This window comes from Rheinheimera sp. (genome assembly GCF_037442525.1).
Classification (GTDB): Bacteria; Pseudomonadota; Gammaproteobacteria; order Enterobacterales; family Alteromonadaceae; genus Pararheinheimera.
This window is the reverse complement of sequence record NZ_JBBIQD010000005.1, coordinates 213535-235588: the sequence shown is the minus strand read 5'-3', so window position 1 is coordinate 235588 and position 22054 is coordinate 213535. Positions and strand designations below refer to the sequence as shown.

Here is a 22054-nt window from a genome sequence, read left to right as displayed (position 1 = left end):
TAGTCAATCGATGTGACTGGGGCGAAATGGCGCAGTCAACAAAGCCGCAGCTTCAAGTACGACGGGTATAAACCAAGCGGCGCCAAGACGCCGCCTTTAAATCAACAGGTGCTGTGATGGATTTTTCTCTGAACGACGATCAAAAAGCTTTTATCGAAACCGCAAAACAATTTGCGGAGCAGGAACTGGCGCCTTTTGCCGCCCAGTGGGACCGTGAACATCATTTTCCAAAAGAGGTGATCCAACGAGCCGGTGAGCTGGGTTTCTGTTCGCTCTATACACCGGAAGAGGCCGGTGGTCTTGGCTTATCCCGGCTGGATTCGAGCCTGATATTTGAACAGCTGTCGATGGGCTGTACCGCCACCACCGCCATGCTGACCATCCACAATATGGCCACCTGGATGATTGCCCGCTGGGCCACGGAGCAGGCAAAAGCCGAGTGGTGTGAGGTGTTAACCACAGGCCAGAAGCTGGCGTCTTACTGTTTAACTGAGCCGGGTTCAGGCTCAGATGCGGCGTCCTTGCGCACCAGCGCCAAAAAAGACGGCGACAGTTATCTGCTGAATGGCTCGAAAATGTTTATCTCAGGCGCTGGCTCCACCGAAGTACTGGTGGTGATGGCGCGCACCGGTGATGCTGGCCCCAAAGGCATTTCGGCCTTTATTGTACCGGCCGATGCTGAAGGGGTGATTTACGGCAAAGCCGAAGAGAAAATGGGTTGGAATGCGCAGCCCACCCGCCTGGTGACTTTTGACAATGTGCGGATACCGGCGCATTACCTGCTGGGGCAGGAAGGCGAAGGTTTTGCCTTTGCAATGAAAGGCCTGGACGGCGGCCGCATTAATATTGCCACTTGTTCAGTAGGCACAGCGCAGCAGGCGCTGAATACAGCGCGCAATTACATGCTGGAACGTCAGCAATTTGGCAAGCCACTGGCGGCCTTTCAGGCGCTGCAGTTTAAACTGGCGGATATGGCCACCGAACTGGTAGCGGCCCGTCAAATGGTTCGTTTGGCTGCTTTTAAACTGGATCAGCACGACCCGGAAGCCACGGCGTACTGCGCTATGGCGAAACGTTTTGCCACTGACGTTGGTTTTGCCGTCTGCGATCAGGCGCTGCAGTTGCATGGCGGTTATGGCTATATCAAAGAATACCCGCTGGAGCGGCACTTCCGTGACGTACGGGTGCACCAGATTTTGGAAGGCACCAACGAAATTATGCGGCTGATCATTGGCCGTCGTCTGCTGGATGAAGCCGCTGGCGAGATCCTGTAAGGAGGCAACTATGGCTGAACTGAAGCTGGAAAAACGTGGGCATACCGCGCTTATTACCATCAGCAATCCACCGGCGAACACCTGGACAGCACAAACGCTGATAGCGCTGCGCGATCTGGTACTGCAGCTGAATTCTGACAAAGATGTGTATGCGCTGGTGCTGACTGGCGAAGGCGAAAAGTTTTTCTCTGCCGGTGCCGATTTAAACCTGTTTGCCAGTGGTGATAAAACCATCGCGTCCGATATGGCACGGGTCTTTGGCCAGGCCTTTGAAACCCTGAGCAACTTTCGTGGCGTGTCTATTGCAGCCATGAATGGCTATGCGATGGGCGGCGGTCTGGAAGTAGCGCTGGCCTGTGATATCCGCATTGCGGAATCTCAGGCCGTGCTGGCATTACCCGAAGCCAAAGTGGGCTTATTACCCTGTGCAGGTGGCACCCAGAATCTGGCCTGGCTGGTCGGTGAGGGCTGGGCCAAACGCATGATCCTCTGTGGCGAACGGGTGGATGCACAAAAAGCGCATCAGATTGGTCTGGTGGAAGAAGTGGTTGGCAAAGGCGAAGCATTAAGCAAAGCGTTGGCGCTCGCTGACAAAGTAGCGGAGCAAAGCCCTTCGGCGGTCACGGCCTGCAAACATCTGATCCAGCAAGGCCGTTACGGCAGTATGGCCAAAGCCTTGCCGCTGGAGCGGGAGCTGTTTGTCGCCTTATTTGACACTTTGGACCAGAAAGAGGGCGTCAACGCCTTTCTAGAAAAACGCCACGCCCAGTGGGTCAATGGCTAAGGAGTAAGGATGTCTGAACAGGACGTGGTGCTGTTTCAGGAGCTGGACACCGCCAGCGGTAAAAAAATAGCAGTCGCAACGTTGAACTCAGAGAAGTCGCTTAATGCACTGAGTTTGCCCATGGTTGAGTTATTGCTGCCCAAAATGCAGCAATGGAAAGCGGACCCGGCTATTGCGCTGGTCTGGCTTCAGGGGGCGGGCGACAAAGCCTTTTGCGCCGGCGGTGATATCCGCGAGTTGTACCAGGCAATGCAAGCTGAACCTGGTTGTTTCCAGCCCTACGTCAACGAGTTTTTTACCAAAGAATACAGCCTGGATTACCTGATCCACACCTTTGACAAACCTGTGCTGGTCTGGGGCAATGGCATTGTAATGGGCGGCGGCCTGGGGTTAATGGCTGGTGCTTCCCACCGTATTGTCACTGTGAGCAGCCGCATTGCGATGCCGGAAATGGCGATAGGGTTGTACCCCGACGTTGGCGGCAGCTGGTTTTTAAACCGGATGCCTGCAGGCTGCGGTTTGTTTTTGGGGCTGACCGGGGCGTCGATCAACTCCGCCGATGCCAAATTTATTGACCTGGCTGACCACTTTCTGCCGCATGAGAAAAAAGCGGAATTGCTGGATAAATTGCTGACGGTGAAATGGGGCAATACGGTGGCACTGAATCACCAGAAGCTGAGCGATATTCTGCTGGATTTGGAAGAACGCAACCGTCATTTGATGCCGGCTAGCCTGATCCGACAGCATCAGGACGAGATAGCGGCGCTGGGTCGGGTGAGCTCTCTGCAGCAAGCCGTCGAGCAAATTCAGGCGATGCCCGGGGATGACAGCTGGCTGACAAAAGCCAAAGCCTCCTTGCAGTACGGTAGTCCTATTACTGCGCACATTGTGTTTCGTTTATTACAGCTGGGGCAAAGCAAAATTCTGGCCGACAGTTTCCGGCTGGAACTGGGGTTAAGTGTGCAATGCGGCAAGCTGGGTGAATTTACCGAAGGGGTGCGGGCGCTGTTGATTGACAAAGATCAAAAGCCAGATTGGAAATACAAAAACGTTTCTGAAGTACCCGCAGATTTAATCAACGAATTATTCAGCTCGCCCTGGAGTGCCGATACACACCCGCTGCGAGAGCTTGGCAATCTGGAGAACTAAAATGACCACTGTCGCTTTTATTGGTTTGGGTAATATGGGCGGCCCTATGGCGGCCAACCTGGTCAAAGCAGGATTTAAGGTGCAGGCCTTTGATTTATCACCTGCAGCTCTGTCGCAGTTGGCAGAGGCAGGTGGCACTGTGATGGCCTCGGCAGCGGAAGCGGTCACTGGCGCCGCTTATGTGATTTCTATGTTGCCAGCTGGCAAGCATGTGGCGGCCACTTACCTGGGAGAGCAGGGCATCGCCAGTCATGTCAGCAAAGAAGCACTGGTGATTGACTGCTCGACTATTGATGCCGCTACAGCCCGCAAAGTGGGGGCTGAACTGGCCACCCAGGGTATCGCCTTTATTGATGCGCCCGTATCGGGCGGTGTGGGTGGCGCCAAAGCGGGCACCCTGACCTTTATCGTTGGTGGTAAAGCCGAACATTTTGAACGTGCCAGAGCGGTGTTGTCGGCGATGGGCAAAAACCTGTTCCATGCGGGAGACATTGGCGCTGGCCAGGTGGCAAAGATTTGCAACAATATGCTGTTGTCTGTTTTGATGGCGGGCACCAGCGAAGCGCTGCAACTGGGCATCGACAATGGTCTGGACCCCAAAGTATTGTCCGACATTATGCTGAAAAGCTCTGGCCGCAACTGGACGCTGGAGCTGTATAATCCCTGCCCGGGCGTGATGGACAATGTGCCCTCCAGCAATGGCTATCAGGGCGGTTTTATGGTGGATTTAATGGCCAAAGATCTGAGCCTGGCCACCGAAACTGCGCTTGGCAGTGGCTCTGCCACACCCATGGGCACTTTGGCGCGTAGTCTCTATGTGCAGCATCAGCGTCAGGGCCATGGTAAAGAAGATTTTTCCAGTATTTTTCAGGCCTTTGCCAAAAAGAATTAACGAGCAACAGCGGTAAATGGCTAACAAGAGAAGAGAGCGTTATGCAATTAAAAGATAAAGTCATAGTGGTCACTGGTGGTGCTCAGGGCCTGGGGCTGGAAATGGCCCGCATGCTGGCTGCCGAAGGCGCACAACTGGCGCTGCTGGATATGAATGCCGGGCAATTGGCTGCGGCAAAAGACGAATTGTCGGGCCAGACCAGTGTGCGTACTTATGTCACCAATGTCGCCGATGAACAAAGTGTCGAAAGCAGCTTTGCGGCGATAGCCGAAGATTTTGGTGGCATTGATGGTCTGATCAATAACGCCGGCATTTTGCGTGATGGTCTGTTGCTGAAATTTAAAGACGGTGAAATTACTGCCAAAATGTCACTACAGCAATTCCAGTCGGTGATCGACGTCAACCTGACAGGTGTGTTCCTCTGTGGCCGCGAAGCGGCAGCCCTGATGGTCAAAACCGGCCGTAAAGGCGTGATTATCAATATGTCCAGTGTGGCCCGAGCCGGCAATATGGGACAAACCAACTATGCAGCTTCTAAAGCCGGTGTGGTGGCGATGACAGTCACCTGGGCCCGTGAACTGGGCCGTTACGGTATCCGGGTCGGCGCCATAGCACCAGGGGTGATCCGCACCGCGATGACAGATGCGATGAAGCCGGAAGCCCGTGATCGTTTAGTGGCAATGAAACCTGTGGGGCGTTTAGGGGAAGCTGCGGAAATAGCCCATACAGCCCGTTACATTTTTGAGAACGACTTTTTTACCGGTCGGGTGGTGGAAGTGGATGGCGGCATCAGTATGTAAGCTGCTGATAAATCACCACTGCGGTTGTAAATAAACTGTGATAAGGTTGGCGAATGCCAACCTTATCTTTTGGTGTCATGCGTTTAGTGTTACTGGTCTTGGTATTCAGTACAGCAGTTTCAGCTCAGCAATGGCTGGAAACCCAGTCCTACTGGATCCGGCTGGATTCGGATTGCCCTGTGCTGCAGGATTGCGCCAGTATCCGGTATCAGGGGCACTCCAAAATCACAGGGGCAACCATCTCCCTTGAAGGCCGCCCCTGGTGGGTAGGCAATAAACAAAGGCCGTTATTTTGGGGCTACAGGTTTTACAGCGGCCGTTTGCACTATGTTTTACACAGACAGGGCCTGTTGCAGGTGACCAATCGCAAAGGCCATGTATTGGTGGAGGAGCAGGGATTGTGGTTGCAACAGGCACCCGATCCATCCGTGCTGCCACTGCAGCAATAAAAAGCGAATTTGTAATGAAGATTGGTTCAATTAAATTACTGCAACGTCAGGGCTTTGGACGGACAGAAAGGCGCCGCGGCGCATTGTCAGCGCAAGGGCAGTGACTTGACGATTGATGGTTCAGACTGAAGTGTTGACTGACAAACAAAAACAGGAGACTAAGCATGCAATATCATGGCAGTTGTCATTGTGGTGCTGTGGAGTATCAGGTGGAAGGGCAATTGGACTCAGTGCTGAGCTGCAATTGTTCAATTTGCAGCCGTCGCGGTTATTTACTCTGGTTTGTGCCAGCCAGTGCACTGAGGTTCAGCAAAACGGGTGCGTTGACCAGCTACACCTTTAACAGTCATAAAATCAAACATCAGTTTTGCCCTGTCTGTGGCTGCGCACCTTTTGGTTTGGGGGTGGACCCACAAGGCAACCAAACCGCTGCTGTGAATGTGCGTTGTCTGACCGATGTCGATGTCACGGCGCTGCAGGTGCATCATTACAATGGCAAAGACGCCTGAAGCAGTGCTTCAGGCCGGTGGCTGCTCTGGTCAGACTTTACGGACAAATTCTGATTTGAGCTTCATGGCACCAAAGCCATCAATTTTGCAGTCGATATCATGATCGCCATCGACTAAACGGATATTTTTCACTTTGGTACCAATTTTTACCACCAATGACGAGCCTTTCACTTTTAAGTCCTTGATCACAGTGACAGTATCGCCGTCCTGTAACAGTGTTCCTGCACTGTCTCTGATGTCGCGGCTGTCGTCTGTGGCTGGCGAAGGATCGGCACGCCACTCATGACCGCAGGCTGGGCAAATAAGTAAATCCTGGTCGGCATAGGTGTAGTCAGACTGGCAGCTGGGGCAGGCGGGGAAGGATGTCATTATGGGCTCCGTCACTAAAAAGTGGTAAGTGTACCACTTGCCAGACGCGACGGAAAACAGCATTCAGCCGACAGTTCGATGGAGTCTGACCGACTGTGGAACAATGGAGTTATGGATGAAAAGAATCACTCTGGGGATGATGGCTGTTTGTTATGCAGCGACAGCGCAGGCACAGGAGGTTGCCGTCTGCCGGACTACAGCGGACAACACGCAGCGTTTAGCCTGCTATGACCGTATTTTTGGCGTCACGAGTCCGGTATCTGACGGGACCGCTTTGCCGGATGAGGTGGCAGCGACACCAGCTAAATCAGTGAAATTGGCAACTATTATGGAAAAATACTGGGAGCTGACGCCGAAAGAAAAGCGTGATCGTTTTGTATTCCGGACTTATTTGCCGAACTTCTTTTTGCCGCTGCACTATAGCTCCAGCATCAATCGTGAGCCGCGCAGTCCGTCCAGAGGGGGAGCTCCGCGCAATGACAATTACAAGCCGGTGGAGAGCAAACTGCAGTTGTCGCTGCGGGCTAAACTGATGAGTAACCTGTTGTTTGACAATGCGGATCTTTGGTTTGCTTACACCCAGGTGTCGATGTGGCAGCTGTGGAATCAACAGGATTCAGCACCTTTTCGCAACACTGATTATCAACCGGAGCTGCTCTACGTGGTGCCGGTGAAAGATGAATGGGGCGACTTGCCCGGTGATTGGGAACTACAAATGCTGCAGTTTGGCATAGCCCACCAGTCTAACGGCCAGAGTGATCCCTTGTCACGCAGCTGGAACCGGCTTTATGCCGCAGTGGCTATGGATCATGGAGACTTTGGTTTGCGTTGGCGCTATCACCAGCGCTTGTCTGAAAACGTCAAAGACGACGACAATCCGGATCTGATTGACTACACAGGCAGTCATGAAATCAGCGCCACCTGGCTGCCTGGTCTTGCCACAGCCCAACTGACCTGGCGCAATGATTTGGGGTATCTGAGCCGGGGCTCCTGGATGCTGGATTTGACCTATCCGGTGGATAAAACCAAGCTGGATGGGTTGCGCTGGCATTTGCAGCTGTTTTCCGGTTATGGCGAAACCCTGCTTGATTATAACCACAGACAAAACAGCTTAGGTCTGGGGGTCATGCTGTTTAATTTCTAGAAGGCAAGGCGGAGCAGGCCCGGCTCCGCCTTTTTTGGAATTAACCCCGAGGTGTTGCTATTGGCTGCAATTGGTAAATGCCAGTCAGGTCTGCCGCCACTTTGCTGTACCAGAGTCCATCGGGTCCGACAGACCATGACAGATCAAAGCCTGCTGGTAATGGCCGCTTGCTCTGTATGGTACCGTCCGTCAGCGATTGCTGATACATGTGCCCGTTATGCACAAACCACAGCTGAGCGTCGGCCAGTTGCCAGTCTTTGGCATCCGCGGGCAGTGTAAGCTGCGGCATGGGCTCTAAGCCATGTTCAGACCATTGCCATAAACCTTCCTTTGTAGCCAGCTGCAGATAGATGTGCTGCTGGTAAGACTGCATCCTCACTGTGGCAGGTGCGCTCACAGGCGTCAGGGTCCCCTCTGTTAAATTGAGCCGCAGCAGCTGCTGCCCTGACAGCAGTAATGCCGTTTGTCCGGTCAACAGTTCAAACTGTTGTACAGCTATCCTTGCTGGCCACACCAGCTGCAGTTGCCGGGTCTGGGGTGACAAGCGAAATAGCCCCTGCTGGTCGAGCAGCCAAATCCACTGATGATCGTCCGACCAGGCTAACTGCACTGGTGTGATTGCTCCAGGCAGAGACAACAGACGGTAGGGGTTTTGCCCTGCTGGTTGCAGCCAGATTTCATCTTCAGCGGCGCCACGACTGACATAAGCCAAGGTTCCTGGCTTGTTTTGGACAGGCAGCAGCTCTGCGCGGCCACTGCCTGATTTTAACTGGGGTTGGTTTGCTGTTGCTGGCCAAAGCCAGATATCGGCCTGCGGCAGTTTGTCCTGGTACATCAATGAAGAGCCGATGGCTTGCAGACGGTCAATACGGCCCTGACTTTGCCAGATAGGCTGCCATTGTTGCTGTTCGTCTTGTTGGTATAGCTGGTTGGCGCGGGCAAGCACAGGTTTTTGTTGCCACAGGGTCAACAGGCTGGCTCCGGCAGGCACTGGCCAGCTTTGCGACAACCTGAGCTCAGGCCATTGATAACGTTGTAATTGCTCTGTGGTCAGCACCCAGAGTTGCTCAGCTTCCAGCTGAACATCCAGCGCCTTGGCATCATGCAACAGCTGTTTCAGGGGCTCATTCTGACCGGTCAACAGCGTCATGTGATTGCTGACATTATCCAGAGGCATGCTGCTGAGTTTCACCGCGTTAAATGCTGGTGCATCCATTGTTTGTTCAGCCGGACTGGTGATATAAAACCACCAGAGAAAAAACAGCAGTGGGCTGGTCCATACCAGGGCCAGGATCCAGGGAAAGTGGCGCTGAGCTGGTGTTTCAGACATAAGCAGAACCTTGGTCAGTTAAACTGCAGCGCTATTTACCATACTTTGACGATGACAGCGACAGAAGGACCAGAGACTTTGCAAAAAAAAACACGGAAACTGACACTGGCCAGCCAGCTGCTATGCCTCTGTCTGGGAACTTTACTGCTGGGGGGACCCCTTGGCGCCGCTGAACTGGAGTCTGCGGCCGTCAAACCGCTGGAGTTGCCCTGGCCAGCACAAAGCACCCAATACCTGCCACTGACCGACGGCCATCAAATACCCTATTTGTGGCTGGAGCAGACCAATGCCCAGGCGACCCTGGTGATAGTCAATGGCCGTACTGAGACGTTGCTGAAGTATCAGGAGCTCGCGCAGCATTTTCTGGCACAAGGCTACAACGTGCTGCTGTTTGATCACCGTGGGCAAGGCTTGAGTGCCCGCTATACAGAGGACCCCTTCAAAGGCCATATTGATGAGTTTCAGACCTATGTGGATGATATGCATCAGTTGTTGCAAAGGGTATTGCCAGAACCCCGACAACATAAATTAGTGCTGCTGGCCCATTCCATGGGAGGCGCTGTGTCCAGCCTGTATTTAGAGCAGCACCCGCAGGTCTTTGCTGCAGCGGCTCTGTCCGCCCCTATGCACGGGATCCAGGGAAAGCTGCTGTTCAGTGAAAACGATGCCTGTGCCTTGGGGAGCCTGATGTCTGTGTTTTCCAGTGAAGGTTATGCCGGCTTTGCCGCCGCACCTTTTAAAGTGCGGGAGTTTGCTGGTAATGATTTAACCGGCTCCAGGTCACGATTTGACTGGTTTAATGAACTGAACCTGCAGTATCCGCAAATTCAGCTGGGTGGGCCCACCTGGGGCTGGTTAGCCCAAAGTTGTGCAGTCTTTGAGCCGATGCGGGCAAACAGCAGTTCCTTGCAAATTCCGTTGTTGGTATTGCAGGCCGAATTGGATACCGTGGTGTCGAACCGGGCGCAAAATGAATTTTGTCAGGCGCTGCAGCAAAATCCCAAATCCGGTTGTGTCACAGGCGGACCTGTGGTGATTCAGGGCGCTTTGCATGAAGTGCTGTTTGAACAGGATAAGCAGCGTCAGCAAAGCCTGACCTATATTGACCAGCATTTTGCCAAAGCCCTGGCGCAATAAAGCAAATCTCAGCCATAAAAAAACCACCGCAACTGCGGTGGTTTTTTTTGCACTGAACTTATTCAGCTGAGCCAGGTTTGGTCATAGGCGCAACACTGATTTGACGTGCTGAGGCAGACCCACCCGGACGCTCAGAGCTAACCACCACGGGGCGGTCATTCAGGTCCATTGCTGTAGGTGCATCCTGTTGTGCGGCTTCAGACAGCTGTTCAGGTTTTTTCATATCTGCGACCACCATTGACGCATAACGGTTCGCACGTGGCGCCCTGGCTGGGGCCGATTTCGCTGGTGCCTTAGCCTGTTCCGCTTCTGCAGCAGCTGCCGGTTCCTCTGCGCGGACAACAGTTTCTGGCTGTGCGGCAGCCGGAGCTTCAGTGACTGCAGTGTCAACCCCTGTGGTTGCTGCCGCAGTCACTTCTGCAGGCGCTGCAACTTCAACAACTGCGGCTTCAGCCTGAACTGGTGCTGCTTCGACGGCTTCAGCAATAACTGCAGTGTCGTTCTGAGTGACCACATCCTCGGCCGGAGCCTCTGCAACAACTGCAGCTTCAGCGTCTGCGACAGGCGCTGCCACTTCGGCCACCGGAGTGACAGTGTCAGCGTCAACCTGCGCCACAAGCGCCGTAGTTTCTTCAGCAATAGGCAAATCCAGTTGCTGTTCTGTCACTGCAGTGCTTTCATCTTCCGGATAACGGGCCGCAGTGGCTTCGTCGGAGGCTTCGCCTTGTTGCTCTTTTTTCCGTTTCTGACCGGCAGCACGCAAATGCCGTGGTGAACGACGGCTGCGGCTGCGGCTTTCTGAGGCGTCTTTGTCCTCGTCACCGCCATCCGCAGTTTCCACTGCATTTACATCCACAGATCCAGCCTGAGCTTCTGTGGTGTCAGTCACCACAACAACAGCTTCCTGCGCAGGTGCAGCTTCGGCGGCCACTGTGATCACGGCGTCGCTGACCGCAACAGAGGCTTCGGCAACCAATGCCTGGCTGGAAACTTCAGCCAATTCTGGCTGTGCAACCTGGCCTTCTTTTTCGACCCGCACCGATTTGCGCTGCGAACGACGCTGACGACGTTCTGCCACTTTAGTGGGGGCATCATCATCCTGCTCATGAGCTTTAGGCGCTGCTACTTTTTCGGTTGGCTTTTTGTCCTGGCGCTCGGTACGATCCTGACGCTCAGCACGGTCCTGACGGTCACCACGCTCCTGGCGGTCAGCTTTGTCCTGACGTGGTCGCTCCTGGCGCTCAGTGCGATCCTGGCGCTCGCCACGCTCAGCACGGTTGCCTTTTGGCTCTGTGCGTTCAGCTTTCGCCGGAGCGTTTTCGTCCTTGCCAGAACGTTCATCATCACGACGACGGTTTTTGTTGCCCCGACGTCTGTTGTCGCGGCGTTCGCGGCGCACAGGTTTATCGTCTTTTTTCTCAGGTTCAGCGGTTTTACCGGCGAACAGCGCTTTGAACCAGCCGATCAGACCATCCAATAATCCCGGTTCTTGTGCAGCAGGTTCAGCCACCACTGGTTTCGCTAACGGCGCTGGCGCATCGGCCATGCTGATCGCAGATACGGCTGGCTTTTCCCGAGCTGCGGTCTCAGCCACAGGATGGTACAGGTTACTGGTCACGGCCGGGGCTTTGACCATGTTGTAGCTGGCGTCTTCAATTTCTTCGTCAATACGGATACGGGTCACTTCGTAATGTGGCGTTTCCATATGTTCGTTCGGGATCACGAAAATCTGAATACCATGACGACTTTCAATACGACGCACAGAATCACGTTTTTCGTTCATCAGGTAGGTCGCAACAGAAATAGGCACCTGGGCATGAATTTGGCTGGTGTTGTCCTTGATTGCTTCTTCTTCGATCAGACGCAAAATAGACAAAGCTGAGGATTCAGTGCTGCGGATAGTGCCGCGGCCATGGCAACGAGGGCAAACGTGAGTTGCTGATTCGCCTAAAGACGGACGCAGACGCTGACGTGACATTTCCAGCAAACCAAAACGGGAAATACGGCCAATCTGAACCCGGGCACGGTCTTGTTTTACAGCGTCCTTTAAGCGGTTTTCCACTTCACGCTGGTGGCGCACCGGCGTCATGTCGATAAAATCGATGACAATCAGCCCCCCCAAGTCACGCAGGCGTAACTGACGGGCAATTTCGTCGGCCGCTTCCAGATTGGTGTTAAAGGCTGTCTCTTCGATGTCACCGCCTTTGGTTGCTTTGGACGAGTTGATATCAATAGCCGTCAAAGCTTCGGTGCTGTCGATCACAATAGAGCCGCCAGAGGGCAGGCGAACTTCGCGGCGGAACGCCGATTCGATCTGGCTTTCAATCTGGAAGTGCATAAAGAGCGGCACGTCACCCTGGTACATTTTGACTCGGTGGGCAAAATCCGGTCGGAATTGCTGAATATAAACTTTGGCTTCTTCGAAAATACGTGCGTTATCGATCAGAATTTCACCCACGTCACGACGCAGGTAATCACGGATAGCGCGAAATACGACATTACTTTCCTGGTGGATCAGGAATGGAGCCGGGCGGTTTTCGGCTTCATGCGTAATGGCAGCCCAGTGTTTCAGCAAGGCTTTTAAATCGTACTCCAGCTCTTCGTGTGATTTGCCCACACCAGCGGTACGCACAATCAGACCCATGCCGTCCGGCAGTTGCAGCTGGTCCAAGGAGTCTTTCAGCTCCTGACGCTCGTCGCCTTCGATACGGCGGGAAATACCACCGGCACGAGGGTTATTTGGCATCAGCACCAGGTAAGAACCGGCCAGTGAGATAAAGGTGGTCAGAGCCGCGCCTTTTTGGCCTCGTTCTTCTTTATCAATCTGGATAATGACTTCCTGGCCTTCTTTGACCACTTCTTTGATATTCGGACGACCGTCGAAGGTGTAACCGGCAGGGAAGTATTCGCGGGAAATTTCTTTTAAAGGTAAAAAGCCGTGACGTTCAGCACCGTAGTCTACGAACGCAGCTTCTAAGCTGGGTTCAACCCGGGTGATTTTGCCTTTGTAAATATTGGCTTTTTTCTGTTCGTGACCTGGGCTTTCAATATCCAGGTCGTATAGTTTTTGTCCATCCACAAGCGCTACGCGGATTTCTTCTTCCTGCGTAGCATTGATCAACATTCTTTTCATTGTTTGTGACTCAGTAAAGGCCACAACGCAACGACATCCTGCGTCCGCGTTTCAGATGTCAAACATAACTCAAACTGAACTGTGGCGCAGTCTCCCGACTGGGCGGATTGAGCTAACTCATTTTAAGTCGTGCCGCCTGATGGGTCGCACTGAAATGTATTTGGCTGTGATCTGACACAGATCGCGCTAACGTGTTGCGTTGTCGCAATTGTTTTTTGCTCCACTAACCGGACTTTGTGTTTTGTCTCTGTTGGTAACAAATTACGCAGCATTACCTCAGACAAACAGCATTCATCGCATTCGGGGCTTAGGAAATCCTTGGTTTTCACAAGGAATCCGGTATGATCTGCCATCCCGAATGGTGCCTCACAATATCTCTTACGTCACATGGAGCGCCCTAATCGCCAAAACAGGCAAAATTAGCGGGCCGATTATCCCACTGAATAAGTGTAAATAGCAACAGAATTTAAGCCTGAACAGAGTAAACAAAGCGCATGACAGAAGAAATCAAAACTCCAGTCCAATTTATTGATGTAGAAGAAGATTTTTCAGGTCAACGCATTGATAACTTTCTTCTGGCCCGGCTGAAAGGCATTCCAAAAAGTGTGATTTACCGGGTTTTGCGTAAAGGCGAGGTACGGGTTAATAAAAAACGAATTAAACCGGAATACAAACTGCAACCTGGTGATCAGGTGCGGGTGCCACCTTTTACCCTGAGTCCGGAGCCGGAAAAAGAACCGGTCTCGACTTCACTGTCGATTGTGAAAAACCTCGAACAGCATATTTTGTACGAAGACAATGAATTGATTGTATTAAATAAGCCAAGCGGTATGGCGGTGCATGGCGGCAGTGGTTTGTCTTTTGGGGTGATTGAAGCCTTGCGGGCCTTGCGTCCGACAGCCCGTCATCTGGAACTGGTGCATCGACTGGACCGTGATACCTCAGGTTGTCTGCTGATTGCGAAAAAACGTTCGGTGCTGACCCATCTGCATGAACAGCTGCGCAATAAAACGGTGGAGAAAAAATACTGGGCTTTGGTGGCCGGCCAGTGGGATAGCAAAATCAAAAAGGTGACAGAGCCACTGCGTAAAAACACGCTGCAAAGCGGCGAGCGGGTGGTGAGGGTGGATGAAGTGCAGGGCAAACCCAGTGAAACCCGGTTTAAAATTTTGCAGCGTTACGCCGAAGGCACCTTAGTCGAAGCCTTTCCGGTCACAGGCCGTACTCACCAGATTCGGGTGCATACGGCCTGTAAAGGTCATGCTATTGCCTGTGACGATAAATACGGTGACAACGAATTTACCAGCCAGATGCAGGCACTTGGTTTAAACCGGTTGTACCTGCATGCCAAAACCTTAAGTTTTACCCATCCGGGTACCGGCAAAGTGATCAGCTGTGATGCTCCTTTGGATCAGCCACTCAGTGCGGTACTGGAAAAACTGACGAGAAAATAACATGAGTCAAGCTGTAGATCTGGTGATCTTTGACTGGGACGGCACCCTGATGGATTCAGTGGGTCGTATTGTGTCAGCAATGCGCAGCGCAGCGCAATTGTCTGGACTGACGGTGCCGAGTGAACATCAGGTGAAACAAATCATAGGGCTGAGCCTGGATCCGGTGTTTGATATTTTATTCCCTGGCATCAGCGCATCACAGCGTCAGACGGTGTTTGAACATTACCGCGATCAGTATGTATTGCATGACCATACGCCGACACCCTTATTTGCTGGCGCAGAGCAGGTGATTCAGCAACTGCACCGTGATGGGGTGTTACTGGCGGTGGCCACCGGAAAAGCCCGTAAAGGGCTGGAGCGGATGTTTGATGAAACCGGCTTAAGGCCCTATTTTCATACCAGTCGCTGCGCCGATGAAGCGGAATCGAAACCCAGCCCCGATATGCTGAAGCAAATTATCGCTGAACTCGGTATCAAGGTTGAACGCGCCCTGATGGTGGGCGATACCATTCATGATATGAAAATGGCGCAGACCATGGCGATGCCGCGAGTGGGGGTGACTCATGGGGTCCATGGTGTGGCTGAGTTATCTGACTACCAGCCCAGGGCCATTATTGATTCCCTGCCAGAACTTTTACCTCTGCTGGGCCGTTAAGGCGCCAGCAGCAAATCAAGGCCTGTGTTTTTCAACAGCTGATGCAGTTTAATCAGGGGTAAACCAATCAGGCTGTTTGGGTCATCTCCTTCTAATTTGCTGAATAAGGTGATACCCAGGCCTTCACTTTTAAAACTGCCAGCACAGTTCAGCGGCATTTCACGCTCAACATAACAGCGGATTTCATCCGGAGTCAGCGGACGAAAGCTGACCTTAAATGCATCGGTCAACACCTGTACCTGACCTGTTGCACTGGTGACCACTGCCAAACCTGTCAGAAAGGTGACCGTTTTGCCACTGAAACGGCTGAGTTGTGCAATTGCCTTGTCCACAGTATGGGGTTTACCCAGAATATCGTTTTCAAACACAGCCACCTGGTCTGAACCAATCACTATGGCCTCGTTGTGCTTTGAGGCAATCGCCTGTGCTTTTAGTACAGCCAGGCGCTCCACCAGTTGCTGTGGTGTTTCACCTGCTAAAGGGCTTTCATCGACGTCGGGTTTGGCGGTACTGAAGTTAGGGGTTAATTTTTCCAGCAGGGCCTGACGGTAGACGGAGGTTGAGGCCAGAATCAGGGCAGGTTTTGACATAAAGCGGCTCCTTTTAGCATAATGCGCCGCACTATAGCGCCAGCCACTGGTTTGACGCGAGAAAAATTAACAAAAACAGCGTAGAACCCTTTGACAGTGCCAGACCTGATCTATATGATGCGCGCCTTATGCAAAAGGTAAAAATTCCCATTGTTATAGATCCGGTGCGGGCCGCGCAGAAACGTTCGAGTTTCGACGGCATAGTTCCACTGGCTAACCTTGACCGGTTATCCGAATCGCTGCTGGATCCGAATGGTGATGTTGAAGTAACAGTTCATTGCGGAACTGATGAACAGGGTCTGACCTATATTCAGGGTGAAGCCCGTTGCCAGATCCAGGTGCGTTGCGAACGCTGTGGCGATGCGATGCCGATGGAACTGGACGCCAGTTTTGCATACACTCCGGTTCGGAGTGATATTGATTCGGCTCACGATGACATTCCTGAGCGCTACGACGTGGTTGAGAAAAACGAACACGGCGAGGTGAACTTAAGGCAATTGGTTGAGGACGAATTAATTCTGGCTTTACCTTTGTTCCCAACGCACGAGGAAGGGCAATGCGACCCGGCTAAAGTGCAAATGAGTTGGGGCGAGATAGAACCGGAACCAGAAAAACCGAATCCATTTGCAATATTGCAAGAATTGAAGAAGAAATAGTTTTAGGAGAAAGGCAATGGCTGTACAGCAAAACAAAAAATCTCGTGCAAGACGTGACATGCGTCGTTCTCACGATGCTCTGACTGGGCCTACCCTGTCTGTAGACGCGACTTCAGGTGAAACTCACCGCCGTCACCACATCACTGAAGACGGTTACTACAAAGGTCGTAAAGTAAAATAAGCCCCGGTGCACTCAGTGCAACCAACAAGGCTTAAAATTGCTTTAGATATGATGGGGGGCGATCATGGCCCCCTTTCAACTATTCCTGCAGCGCTCGCTGCAATCTCAGAATTTCCTCATCTTGATTTAACTCTGGTCGGCGACGCTGATGTTTTACAGCAGCAACTGGCTGAACATGGTATTTCTGAACACCCGCAGCTCTGCATTCAGCATGCGTCTCAGCAAGTCTTAATGACGGACAAACCTTCGGTTGCACTTCGCAGCAAACGCCAGTCGTCCATGCGTATGGCGCTGGATTTGGTTGAGCAGGGCAAAGTAGGTGCTTGTGTCAGTGCAGGCAATACCGGCGCTCTGATGGCGATGGCGCATTTTGTGCTGAAAATGCTGAACGGCGTCGAACGTCCAGCCTTGATTGGCTCATTACCGTCCACCACCGATAAACCTGTTTATATGCTGGACTTGGGCGCCACGGTGAATTGCGACTCCGATACCTTATTTCAGTTTGCGGTGATGGGGGCGGTGATGGTGGAAGAGGTCGAAGGAATTCACCGGCCTAAGGTGGCTTTGCTCAATATGGGTGAAGAAGAAATCAAAGGCTCGGACCAGATTAAACGCACCTCGTTGCTGCTGTCTGAATGCAGTGACATCAATTACATTGGTTACATCGAAGGCAACGATATTTTTTCAGGCAAGGCGGACGTGATTGTTTGTGACGGTTTTGTCGGCAATGTGGCACTGAAAACCTGCGAAGGTGTAGCGAAACTTATCTTAAGACGACTGGAAACTGCGCTGAAAAACTCCATGTCTGCGCAACTTTTCGGCTGGCTGATTAAACCTTTTCTAAAAAGTATGGCCTTAGGCGTGAACCCCGACCAGTATAACGGGGCAAGTCTGATAGGATTGCGCGGAATTGTTGTGAAAAGTCATGGAAATGCAACGAAAGAAGCATTTCTGAGCGCCATCCGACAAGCCGTGCGCGAGGTTGAACGCCAGGTGCCGGTAAAAATAAAGGACAGGCTGGAACACGTACTCATAGACAAAGCGTAGGACCCAATGTATTCACGCATTATTGGCACGGGCAGTTACTTCCCGTCACAGATCAGAACCAATGCTGATCTTGAAAGCATGGTAGAAACCACAGACGAATGGATTATTGAACGGACAGGCATCAAAGAACGTCGCATTATTGGCGATGATGAAACCGTCTCTACAATGGGCACTCAGGCGGCTTTACAAGCCATTGCAGCGGCCGGCATTGATAAAAACTCTATTGATATGATTGTACTGGCGACGACCAGTGCATCCCGCGCTTTACCCAGTGCCGCCTGCGAAGTGCAGCGCGAGCTGGATATTCCTGGTATTCCGGCTTTTGACATTGCGGCGGCCTGTGCCGGCTTTTGTTACGCGCTGAGCATTGCCGACCAGTATATAAAAGGTGGCCTGGCCAAACGGGTATTGGTGATAGGTTCGGACTGTCTGTCACGGCTGGTCAGCCCTGAGGATCGCAGCATGGTGATCCTGTTCGGCGATGCAGCTGGTGCCGTTATTCTGGAAGCGTCTGAGCAACCAGGTATTTTGTCTACCCATATTCATGCCGATGGCAAATACTCCGAGTTGTTGTATGTCGACAACCCGATGCGCGGTGACGAGTCGTCTGTGCATACCAGTTGGGGTGTAATGAAAGGCAATGAAGTCTTTAAAGTGGCCGTGACCCGTTTGTCGGAAGTGGTGGAGCAAACACTGGCCGCCAACAATCTCGACAAATCACAGATTGACTGGCTGGTGCCACATCAGGCCAACTTACGTATTATTTCCGCTGTGGCCCGCAAACTGGAGATGTCGATGGACCAGGTGGTAATTAACCTGGACAAATACGGCAATACTTCGGCTGCTACTGTGCCTACGGCGCTGGATGAAGCCATACGTGATGGCCGCATTCAACGGGGGCAAACCTTATTATTGGAAGCTTTTGGTGGTGGTTTCGCCTGGGCATCCGCATTAGTCCGTTACTGACAGGCAGACTTTCTTATGACAACTAAACTTGCACTTGTTTTTCCCGGGCAGGGATCGCAAAGCGTCGGCATGCTGAGCGATTTATACGCTGAATTTGCCACAGTGCGTCAGACCTTTGCTGAAGCAAGCGACGCCTTGGGTTATGACCTGTGGCAACTGGTCTCCTCTGGGCCAGAGACAGATTTGAATGAAACACACCGCACTCAACCGGCATTATTAACAGCCTCTGTGGCTGTGTACCGGGTGTGGCTGGAGCAGGGCGGTGCCAAACCGGATTATCTGGCGGGCCACTCCTTGGGTGAATATTCGGCTCTGGTTTGTGCTGGTGTCCTGAACCTGGCTGATGCAGTCAGGCTGGTGGAAAAACGTGGCCAGTATATGCAACAGGCGGTTCCTGCCGGTACTGGTGCCATGTCAGCCATTATTGGTCTGGATGATGCCGCTATTGCCAAAGCTTGCGAAGAAGCGGCACAAGGCGAAGTGGTATCGCCGGTCAATTTCAATAGTCCGGGTCAGGTGGTAATCGCAGGCAACAAAGCTGCGGTTGAGCGGGCCAATGAACTCTGTAAAGCCGCTGGCGCCAAACGTGCTTTACCTCTGCCTGTTTCCGTGCCTTCGCATTGCGCCTTGATGTTACCAGCCGCAGAAAAACTGGCGGCCGATTTAGCCGCACTCGAATTTCATACAGCTGTCATACCTGTACTGAATAATGTCGATGTTTCGGTAGCGTCAGATCCAGTCGCGATGAAAGACGCCTTAGTGCGTCAGTTGCATAGCCCGGTGCGCTGGACGGAAAGCATTGAGTGGCTGGCCGCGCAGGGCGTGGACACCGTGATTGAGCTGGGCGCTGGCAAAGTGCTGAGTGGCCTGATTAAACGTATTAATAAAGATCTGAAGACAGCCTCTGTGCCAGATTTGGATGCACTAAAAGCAGCGCTGGCTGCAGAATAAGGATAAGCATGAAGCCATTTATTTCGTTAGAAGGTCAGGTTGCACTGGTCACTGGGGCCAGCCGGGGTATTGGCCGGGCTATTGCTGAACAGCTGGCCGATTTAGGCGCCAAAGTCATTGGTACCGCGACCTCTGAATCCGGCGCTGCCGCTATTTCTGCGTATTTAGGGGCGCGTGGTCAGGGCCTGGTGCTGAACGTGGCTGACACGGATTCCATTGAGCAGTGTCTTGAACAGATTAAAACTCAGTTTGGTGAAATTGATATTCTGGTCAATAATGCCGGCATTACCCGCGACAATTTGCTGATGCGGATGAAAGATGATGAATGGTTTGACATCATGCAAACCAATTTGACATCGGTGTACCGTTTAAGTAAAGCTGTGCTGCGCAGTATGATGAAGAAGCGTTTCGGCCGTATCATCAGCATTGGATCCGTGGTGGGTTCTATGGGCAACGCCGGTCAGACCAACTATGCGGCGGCTAAAGCCGGTGTGTTGGGCTTTACCAAATCGCTGGCTCGCGAAGTGGCGTCCCGTGGTATTACGGTGAACGCAATTGCCCCAGGTTTTATCGACACCGATATGACCAAAGAGCTGAACGACGAGCAAAAAGAAGCTATTTTCGGTCAGGTTCCAGCGAATCGTCTGGGCCAGCCAGAAGAAATTGCAGCCACTGTGGCGTTTTTAGCGTCCAGCCAGGCGGCTTATATTACCGGTGAAACTATTCACGTTAACGGTGGTATGTATATGGTGTAAGGCATCAGGTTTGACCAGCAGTAAAAGCATTGGCCTTTACTTGCATCAGACCGGCCTTACGCATACACTAGCCGCCACACAAAATTGCACTATTTGTTGCGATTTATATGAGAAAAAGGAAGAAAAGATGAGCAACATCGAAGAACGCGTTAAAAAAATCATCATTGAACAATTAGGCGTTAAAGAAGAAGAAGTGAAAAACGAATCTTCTTTCGTTGACGACCTGGGTGCAGATTCTCTGGATACAGTAGAACTGGTGATGGCTCTGGAAGAAGAATTCGACACTGAAATTCCAGACGAAGAAGCTGAAAAAATCACCACAGTGCAGTCAGCTATCGACTACATCAAAGCTCACGCTGAGTAAGATTTTTGATATAGAAACGGGTAGCTATGCTACCCGTTTTTATTTGTGCGCCAAGAGGGTAAATTCCGCTGATTGCACTGGTGATCAGAAGCTGCCACAGGTTCGTATAGCGATCTGCGGCTACTATGCTCGATAGAGCAGTAGGGTGAACCCCAAAACATTCTTTACCGACTACGGAGGATTCTGTGGCAAAACGTCGTGTAGTAGTGACAGGCATGGGCATGTTGACCCCAATGGGCAATGATGTTCAATCCAGCTGGCAACAGTTGTTGTCAGGACAAAGTGGTATCAGTCTGATTGATCATTTTGATACTGAAGCCTACAGCACTAAATTCGCTGGCCTGGTGCGGAACTTTGATGTGGAACAGTTCTTCCCGGCCAAAGAAGCAAAGAAGATGGACTTGTTTATTCAGTACGGTGTGGCTGCAGGTTTACAGGCAGTCAAAGACGCCGGGCTGGAAATTAACGAACAGAACGCCGAACGCATAGGGGTCGCTGTTGGTTCAGGTATTGGTGGGTTGGGCCTGATTGAAGAGAACCACAGCAAGCTGATCGGTTCAGGCCCACGCCGTTTGTCACCTTTCTTCGTGCCTTCGACCATTATCAATATGATTTCCGGTCATTTATCCATCATGCTTGGTCTGCAAGGCCCGAATATCAGTATTGTCACTGCCTGTACTACCGGAGTGCATAACATTGGCCAGGCGGCGCGTATGATCGCTTATGGCGATGCCGATGCGATGATTGCCGGTGGTGCTGAAAAAGCCTCCACTTGCCTGGGCATGGGGGGCTTTGGTGCTGCCCGCGCCTTGTCGACCCGCAATGAGGCGCCACAACAGGCGAGCCGTCCTTGGGACAAAGACCGCGACGGCTTTGTGTTAGGCGATGGGGCCGGTGTCGTTGTGCTGGAAGAGTACGAACATGCGAAAGCCCGTGGGGCCAAAATTTATGCCGAATTGGTTGGTTTTGGTATGAGTGGCGATGCTTACCATATGACCTCCCCGCCTGAAAACGGCCGTGGTGCCGCACTGGCGATGAAAAATGCCTTGAAAGACGCAGGTGTCAACGCGGAGCAGGTTCAGTATATCAACGCGCACGGCACCTCAACCCCGGCCGGTGATATTGCAGAGACTATGGCGATTAAGTCTGTTTTTGGGGACAACACCAAAGTGATGGTCAGCTCCAGTAAGTCGATGATGGGTCACCTGTTAGGCGCAGCCGGTGCAGTCGAGTCCATTATCACTGTACTGTCATTGCAACAGCAGCAAGTGACACCAACCATCAACCTGGATAATCCGGATGAAGGTTGTGATCTGGACTATGTGCCGCACACAGCCCGTGATGCCAAAATGGAGTACGCACTCTGTAACTCCTTTGGTTTTGGTGGCACCAACGGGTCCATTCTGTTTAAAAAGATCTGAGACAGACCTGTGCATCCTTAAGGCAGCTTCGGCTGCCTTTGTTT

General features: G+C 52.2%; 23 protein-coding genes. 19 read left to right on the top strand and 4 right to left on the bottom strand.

All coding sequences use genetic code 11. From position 1 onward, the window contains the following. Positions 1 to 116 precede the first annotated feature (116 nt). From WKJ03_RS10425 to WKJ03_RS10395, 7 genes are all read left to right on the top strand, one after another. A complete protein-coding gene (locus WKJ03_RS10425; protein ID WP_337842137.1) occupies positions 117 to 1274 on the top strand; it encodes an acyl-CoA dehydrogenase family protein in 1158 nt (385 codons plus the stop codon). 10 nt (positions 1275 to 1284) lie between these two features. Then, positions 1285 to 2058, top strand: a complete 774-nt coding sequence (locus WKJ03_RS10420) for an enoyl-CoA hydratase (protein WP_337842136.1) — start codon at positions 1285 to 1287, stop codon at positions 2056 to 2058. Positions 2059 to 2067: 9 nt separating this feature from the next. Beyond that, positions 2068 to 3207, top strand: a complete 1140-nt coding sequence (locus tag WKJ03_RS10415) for an enoyl-CoA hydratase/isomerase family protein (protein WP_337842135.1) — start codon at positions 2068 to 2070, stop codon at positions 3205 to 3207. Position 3208: 1 nt separating this feature from the next. Next, positions 3209 to 4099: a 3-hydroxyisobutyrate dehydrogenase gene (gene mmsB, locus WKJ03_RS10410; protein WP_337842134.1), complete on the top strand. Its 891-nt coding sequence runs from the start codon at positions 3209 to 3211 to the stop codon at positions 4097 to 4099. Between the two features lie 41 nt (positions 4100 to 4140). Next, a complete protein-coding gene (locus tag WKJ03_RS10405; RefSeq protein WP_337842133.1) occupies positions 4141 to 4899 on the top strand; it encodes an SDR family oxidoreductase in 759 nt (252 codons plus the stop codon). 53 nt (positions 4900 to 4952) lie between these two features. Beyond that, positions 4953 to 5348 carry a hypothetical protein gene (locus tag WKJ03_RS10400; RefSeq protein WP_337842132.1) on the top strand — a complete coding sequence of 132 codons (396 nt, stop codon included), beginning with the start codon at positions 4953 to 4955 and terminating at the stop codon, positions 5346 to 5348. A gap of 164 nt (positions 5349 to 5512) precedes the next feature. Beyond that, the gene (locus WKJ03_RS10395; RefSeq protein ID WP_337842131.1) at positions 5513 to 5857 is read left to right on the top strand and encodes a GFA family protein; all 345 of its coding nucleotides are present in this window, start codon (positions 5513 to 5515) and stop codon (positions 5855 to 5857) included. A 30-nt stretch (positions 5858 to 5887) separates the two neighbouring features. Here WKJ03_RS10395 and WKJ03_RS10390 read toward each other — a convergent pair whose 3' ends face one another. Beyond that, positions 5888 to 6226 (bottom strand): zinc ribbon domain-containing protein YjdM, encoded by a 339-nt coding sequence (locus WKJ03_RS10390; RefSeq protein ID WP_337842130.1) that lies wholly within the window; start codon positions 6224 to 6226, stop codon positions 5888 to 5890. Between the two features lie 115 nt (positions 6227 to 6341). Here WKJ03_RS10390 and WKJ03_RS10385 point away from each other — a divergent pair, with 115 nt between their 5' ends. After that, the gene (locus tag WKJ03_RS10385) at positions 6342 to 7370 is read left to right on the top strand and encodes a phospholipase A (RefSeq protein ID WP_337842129.1); all 1029 of its coding nucleotides are present in this window, start codon (positions 6342 to 6344) and stop codon (positions 7368 to 7370) included. Positions 7371 to 7410: 40 nt separating this feature from the next. On the opposite strand, the gene WKJ03_RS10380 is transcribed toward WKJ03_RS10385, so the two are convergent. After that, positions 7411 to 8700, bottom strand: a complete 1290-nt coding sequence (locus tag WKJ03_RS10380) for a hypothetical protein (protein ID WP_337842128.1) — start codon at positions 8698 to 8700, stop codon at positions 7411 to 7413. Positions 8701 to 8778: 78 nt separating this feature from the next. Here WKJ03_RS10380 and WKJ03_RS10375 point away from each other — a divergent pair, with 78 nt between their 5' ends. Further along, a complete protein-coding gene (locus tag WKJ03_RS10375) occupies positions 8779 to 9837 on the top strand; it encodes an alpha/beta fold hydrolase (RefSeq protein ID WP_337842127.1) in 1059 nt (352 codons plus the stop codon). Between the two features lie 58 nt (positions 9838 to 9895). Here the strand turns inward: WKJ03_RS10375 and rne are convergent, their stop codons facing one another. Further along, positions 9896 to 12970 (bottom strand): ribonuclease E, encoded by a 3075-nt coding sequence (gene rne, locus WKJ03_RS10370; protein WP_337842126.1) that lies wholly within the window; start codon positions 12968 to 12970, stop codon positions 9896 to 9898. Between the two features lie 494 nt (positions 12971 to 13464). On the opposite strand from rne, the gene rluC reads away from it, so the two are divergent. Together rluC and WKJ03_RS10360 are read left to right on the top strand one after the other, a co-directional pair. Continuing rightward, positions 13465 to 14424 carry a 23S rRNA pseudouridine(955/2504/2580) synthase RluC gene (gene rluC / locus WKJ03_RS10365; RefSeq protein WP_337842125.1) on the top strand — a complete coding sequence of 320 codons (960 nt, stop codon included), beginning with the start codon at positions 13465 to 13467 and terminating at the stop codon, positions 14422 to 14424. A 1-nt stretch (position 14425) separates the two neighbouring features. Then, positions 14426 to 15079: an HAD-IA family hydrolase gene (locus WKJ03_RS10360; RefSeq protein ID WP_337842124.1), complete on the top strand. Its 654-nt coding sequence runs from the start codon at positions 14426 to 14428 to the stop codon at positions 15077 to 15079. On the opposite strand, the gene WKJ03_RS10355 is transcribed toward WKJ03_RS10360, so the two are convergent. Further along, positions 15076 to 15669: a nucleoside triphosphate pyrophosphatase gene (locus WKJ03_RS10355; RefSeq protein ID WP_337842123.1), complete on the bottom strand. Its 594-nt coding sequence runs from the start codon at positions 15667 to 15669 to the stop codon at positions 15076 to 15078. The genes WKJ03_RS10360 and WKJ03_RS10355 overlap by 4 nt on opposite strands. A 128-nt stretch (positions 15670 to 15797) precedes the next feature. On the opposite strand from WKJ03_RS10355, the gene yceD reads away from it, so the two are divergent. The 8 genes from yceD (at position 15798) to fabF (ending at position 22010) form a co-directional block, all read left to right on the top strand. Continuing rightward, positions 15798 to 16325, top strand: coding sequence for a 23S rRNA accumulation protein YceD (gene yceD, locus WKJ03_RS10350; protein WP_337842122.1), 528 nt, complete (start codon positions 15798 to 15800; stop codon positions 16323 to 16325). 16 nt (positions 16326 to 16341) lie between these two features. Beyond that, entirely contained in the window at positions 16342 to 16506 is a 165-nt protein-coding gene (gene rpmF, locus WKJ03_RS10345) for a 50S ribosomal protein L32 (RefSeq protein WP_337842121.1), read from the top strand. A 6-nt stretch (positions 16507 to 16512) separates the two neighbouring features. Further along, a complete protein-coding gene (plsX, locus tag WKJ03_RS10340) occupies positions 16513 to 17553 on the top strand; it encodes a phosphate acyltransferase PlsX (RefSeq protein ID WP_337842120.1) in 1041 nt (346 codons plus the stop codon). A 6-nt stretch (positions 17554 to 17559) separates the two neighbouring features. Beyond that, positions 17560 to 18519 carry a beta-ketoacyl-ACP synthase III gene (locus tag WKJ03_RS10335; RefSeq protein WP_337842119.1) on the top strand — a complete coding sequence of 320 codons (960 nt, stop codon included), beginning with the start codon at positions 17560 to 17562 and terminating at the stop codon, positions 18517 to 18519. 15 nt (positions 18520 to 18534) lie between these two features. Further along, positions 18535 to 19470 carry an ACP S-malonyltransferase gene (fabD, locus tag WKJ03_RS10330; RefSeq protein WP_337842118.1) on the top strand — a complete coding sequence of 312 codons (936 nt, stop codon included), beginning with the start codon at positions 18535 to 18537 and terminating at the stop codon, positions 19468 to 19470. Positions 19471 to 19478: 8 nt separating this feature from the next. Then, positions 19479 to 20225, top strand: a complete 747-nt coding sequence (gene fabG, locus WKJ03_RS10325) for a 3-oxoacyl-ACP reductase FabG (protein ID WP_337842117.1) — start codon at positions 19479 to 19481, stop codon at positions 20223 to 20225. A 127-nt stretch (positions 20226 to 20352) separates the two neighbouring features. Continuing rightward, positions 20353 to 20589: an acyl carrier protein gene (gene acpP / locus WKJ03_RS10320; protein ID WP_337842116.1), complete on the top strand. Its 237-nt coding sequence runs from the start codon at positions 20353 to 20355 to the stop codon at positions 20587 to 20589. Positions 20590 to 20774: 185 nt separating this feature from the next. Further along, the gene (gene fabF / locus WKJ03_RS10315; protein WP_337842115.1) at positions 20775 to 22010 is read left to right on the top strand and encodes a beta-ketoacyl-ACP synthase II; all 1236 of its coding nucleotides are present in this window, start codon (positions 20775 to 20777) and stop codon (positions 22008 to 22010) included. Positions 22011 to 22054 lie beyond the last annotated feature (44 nt).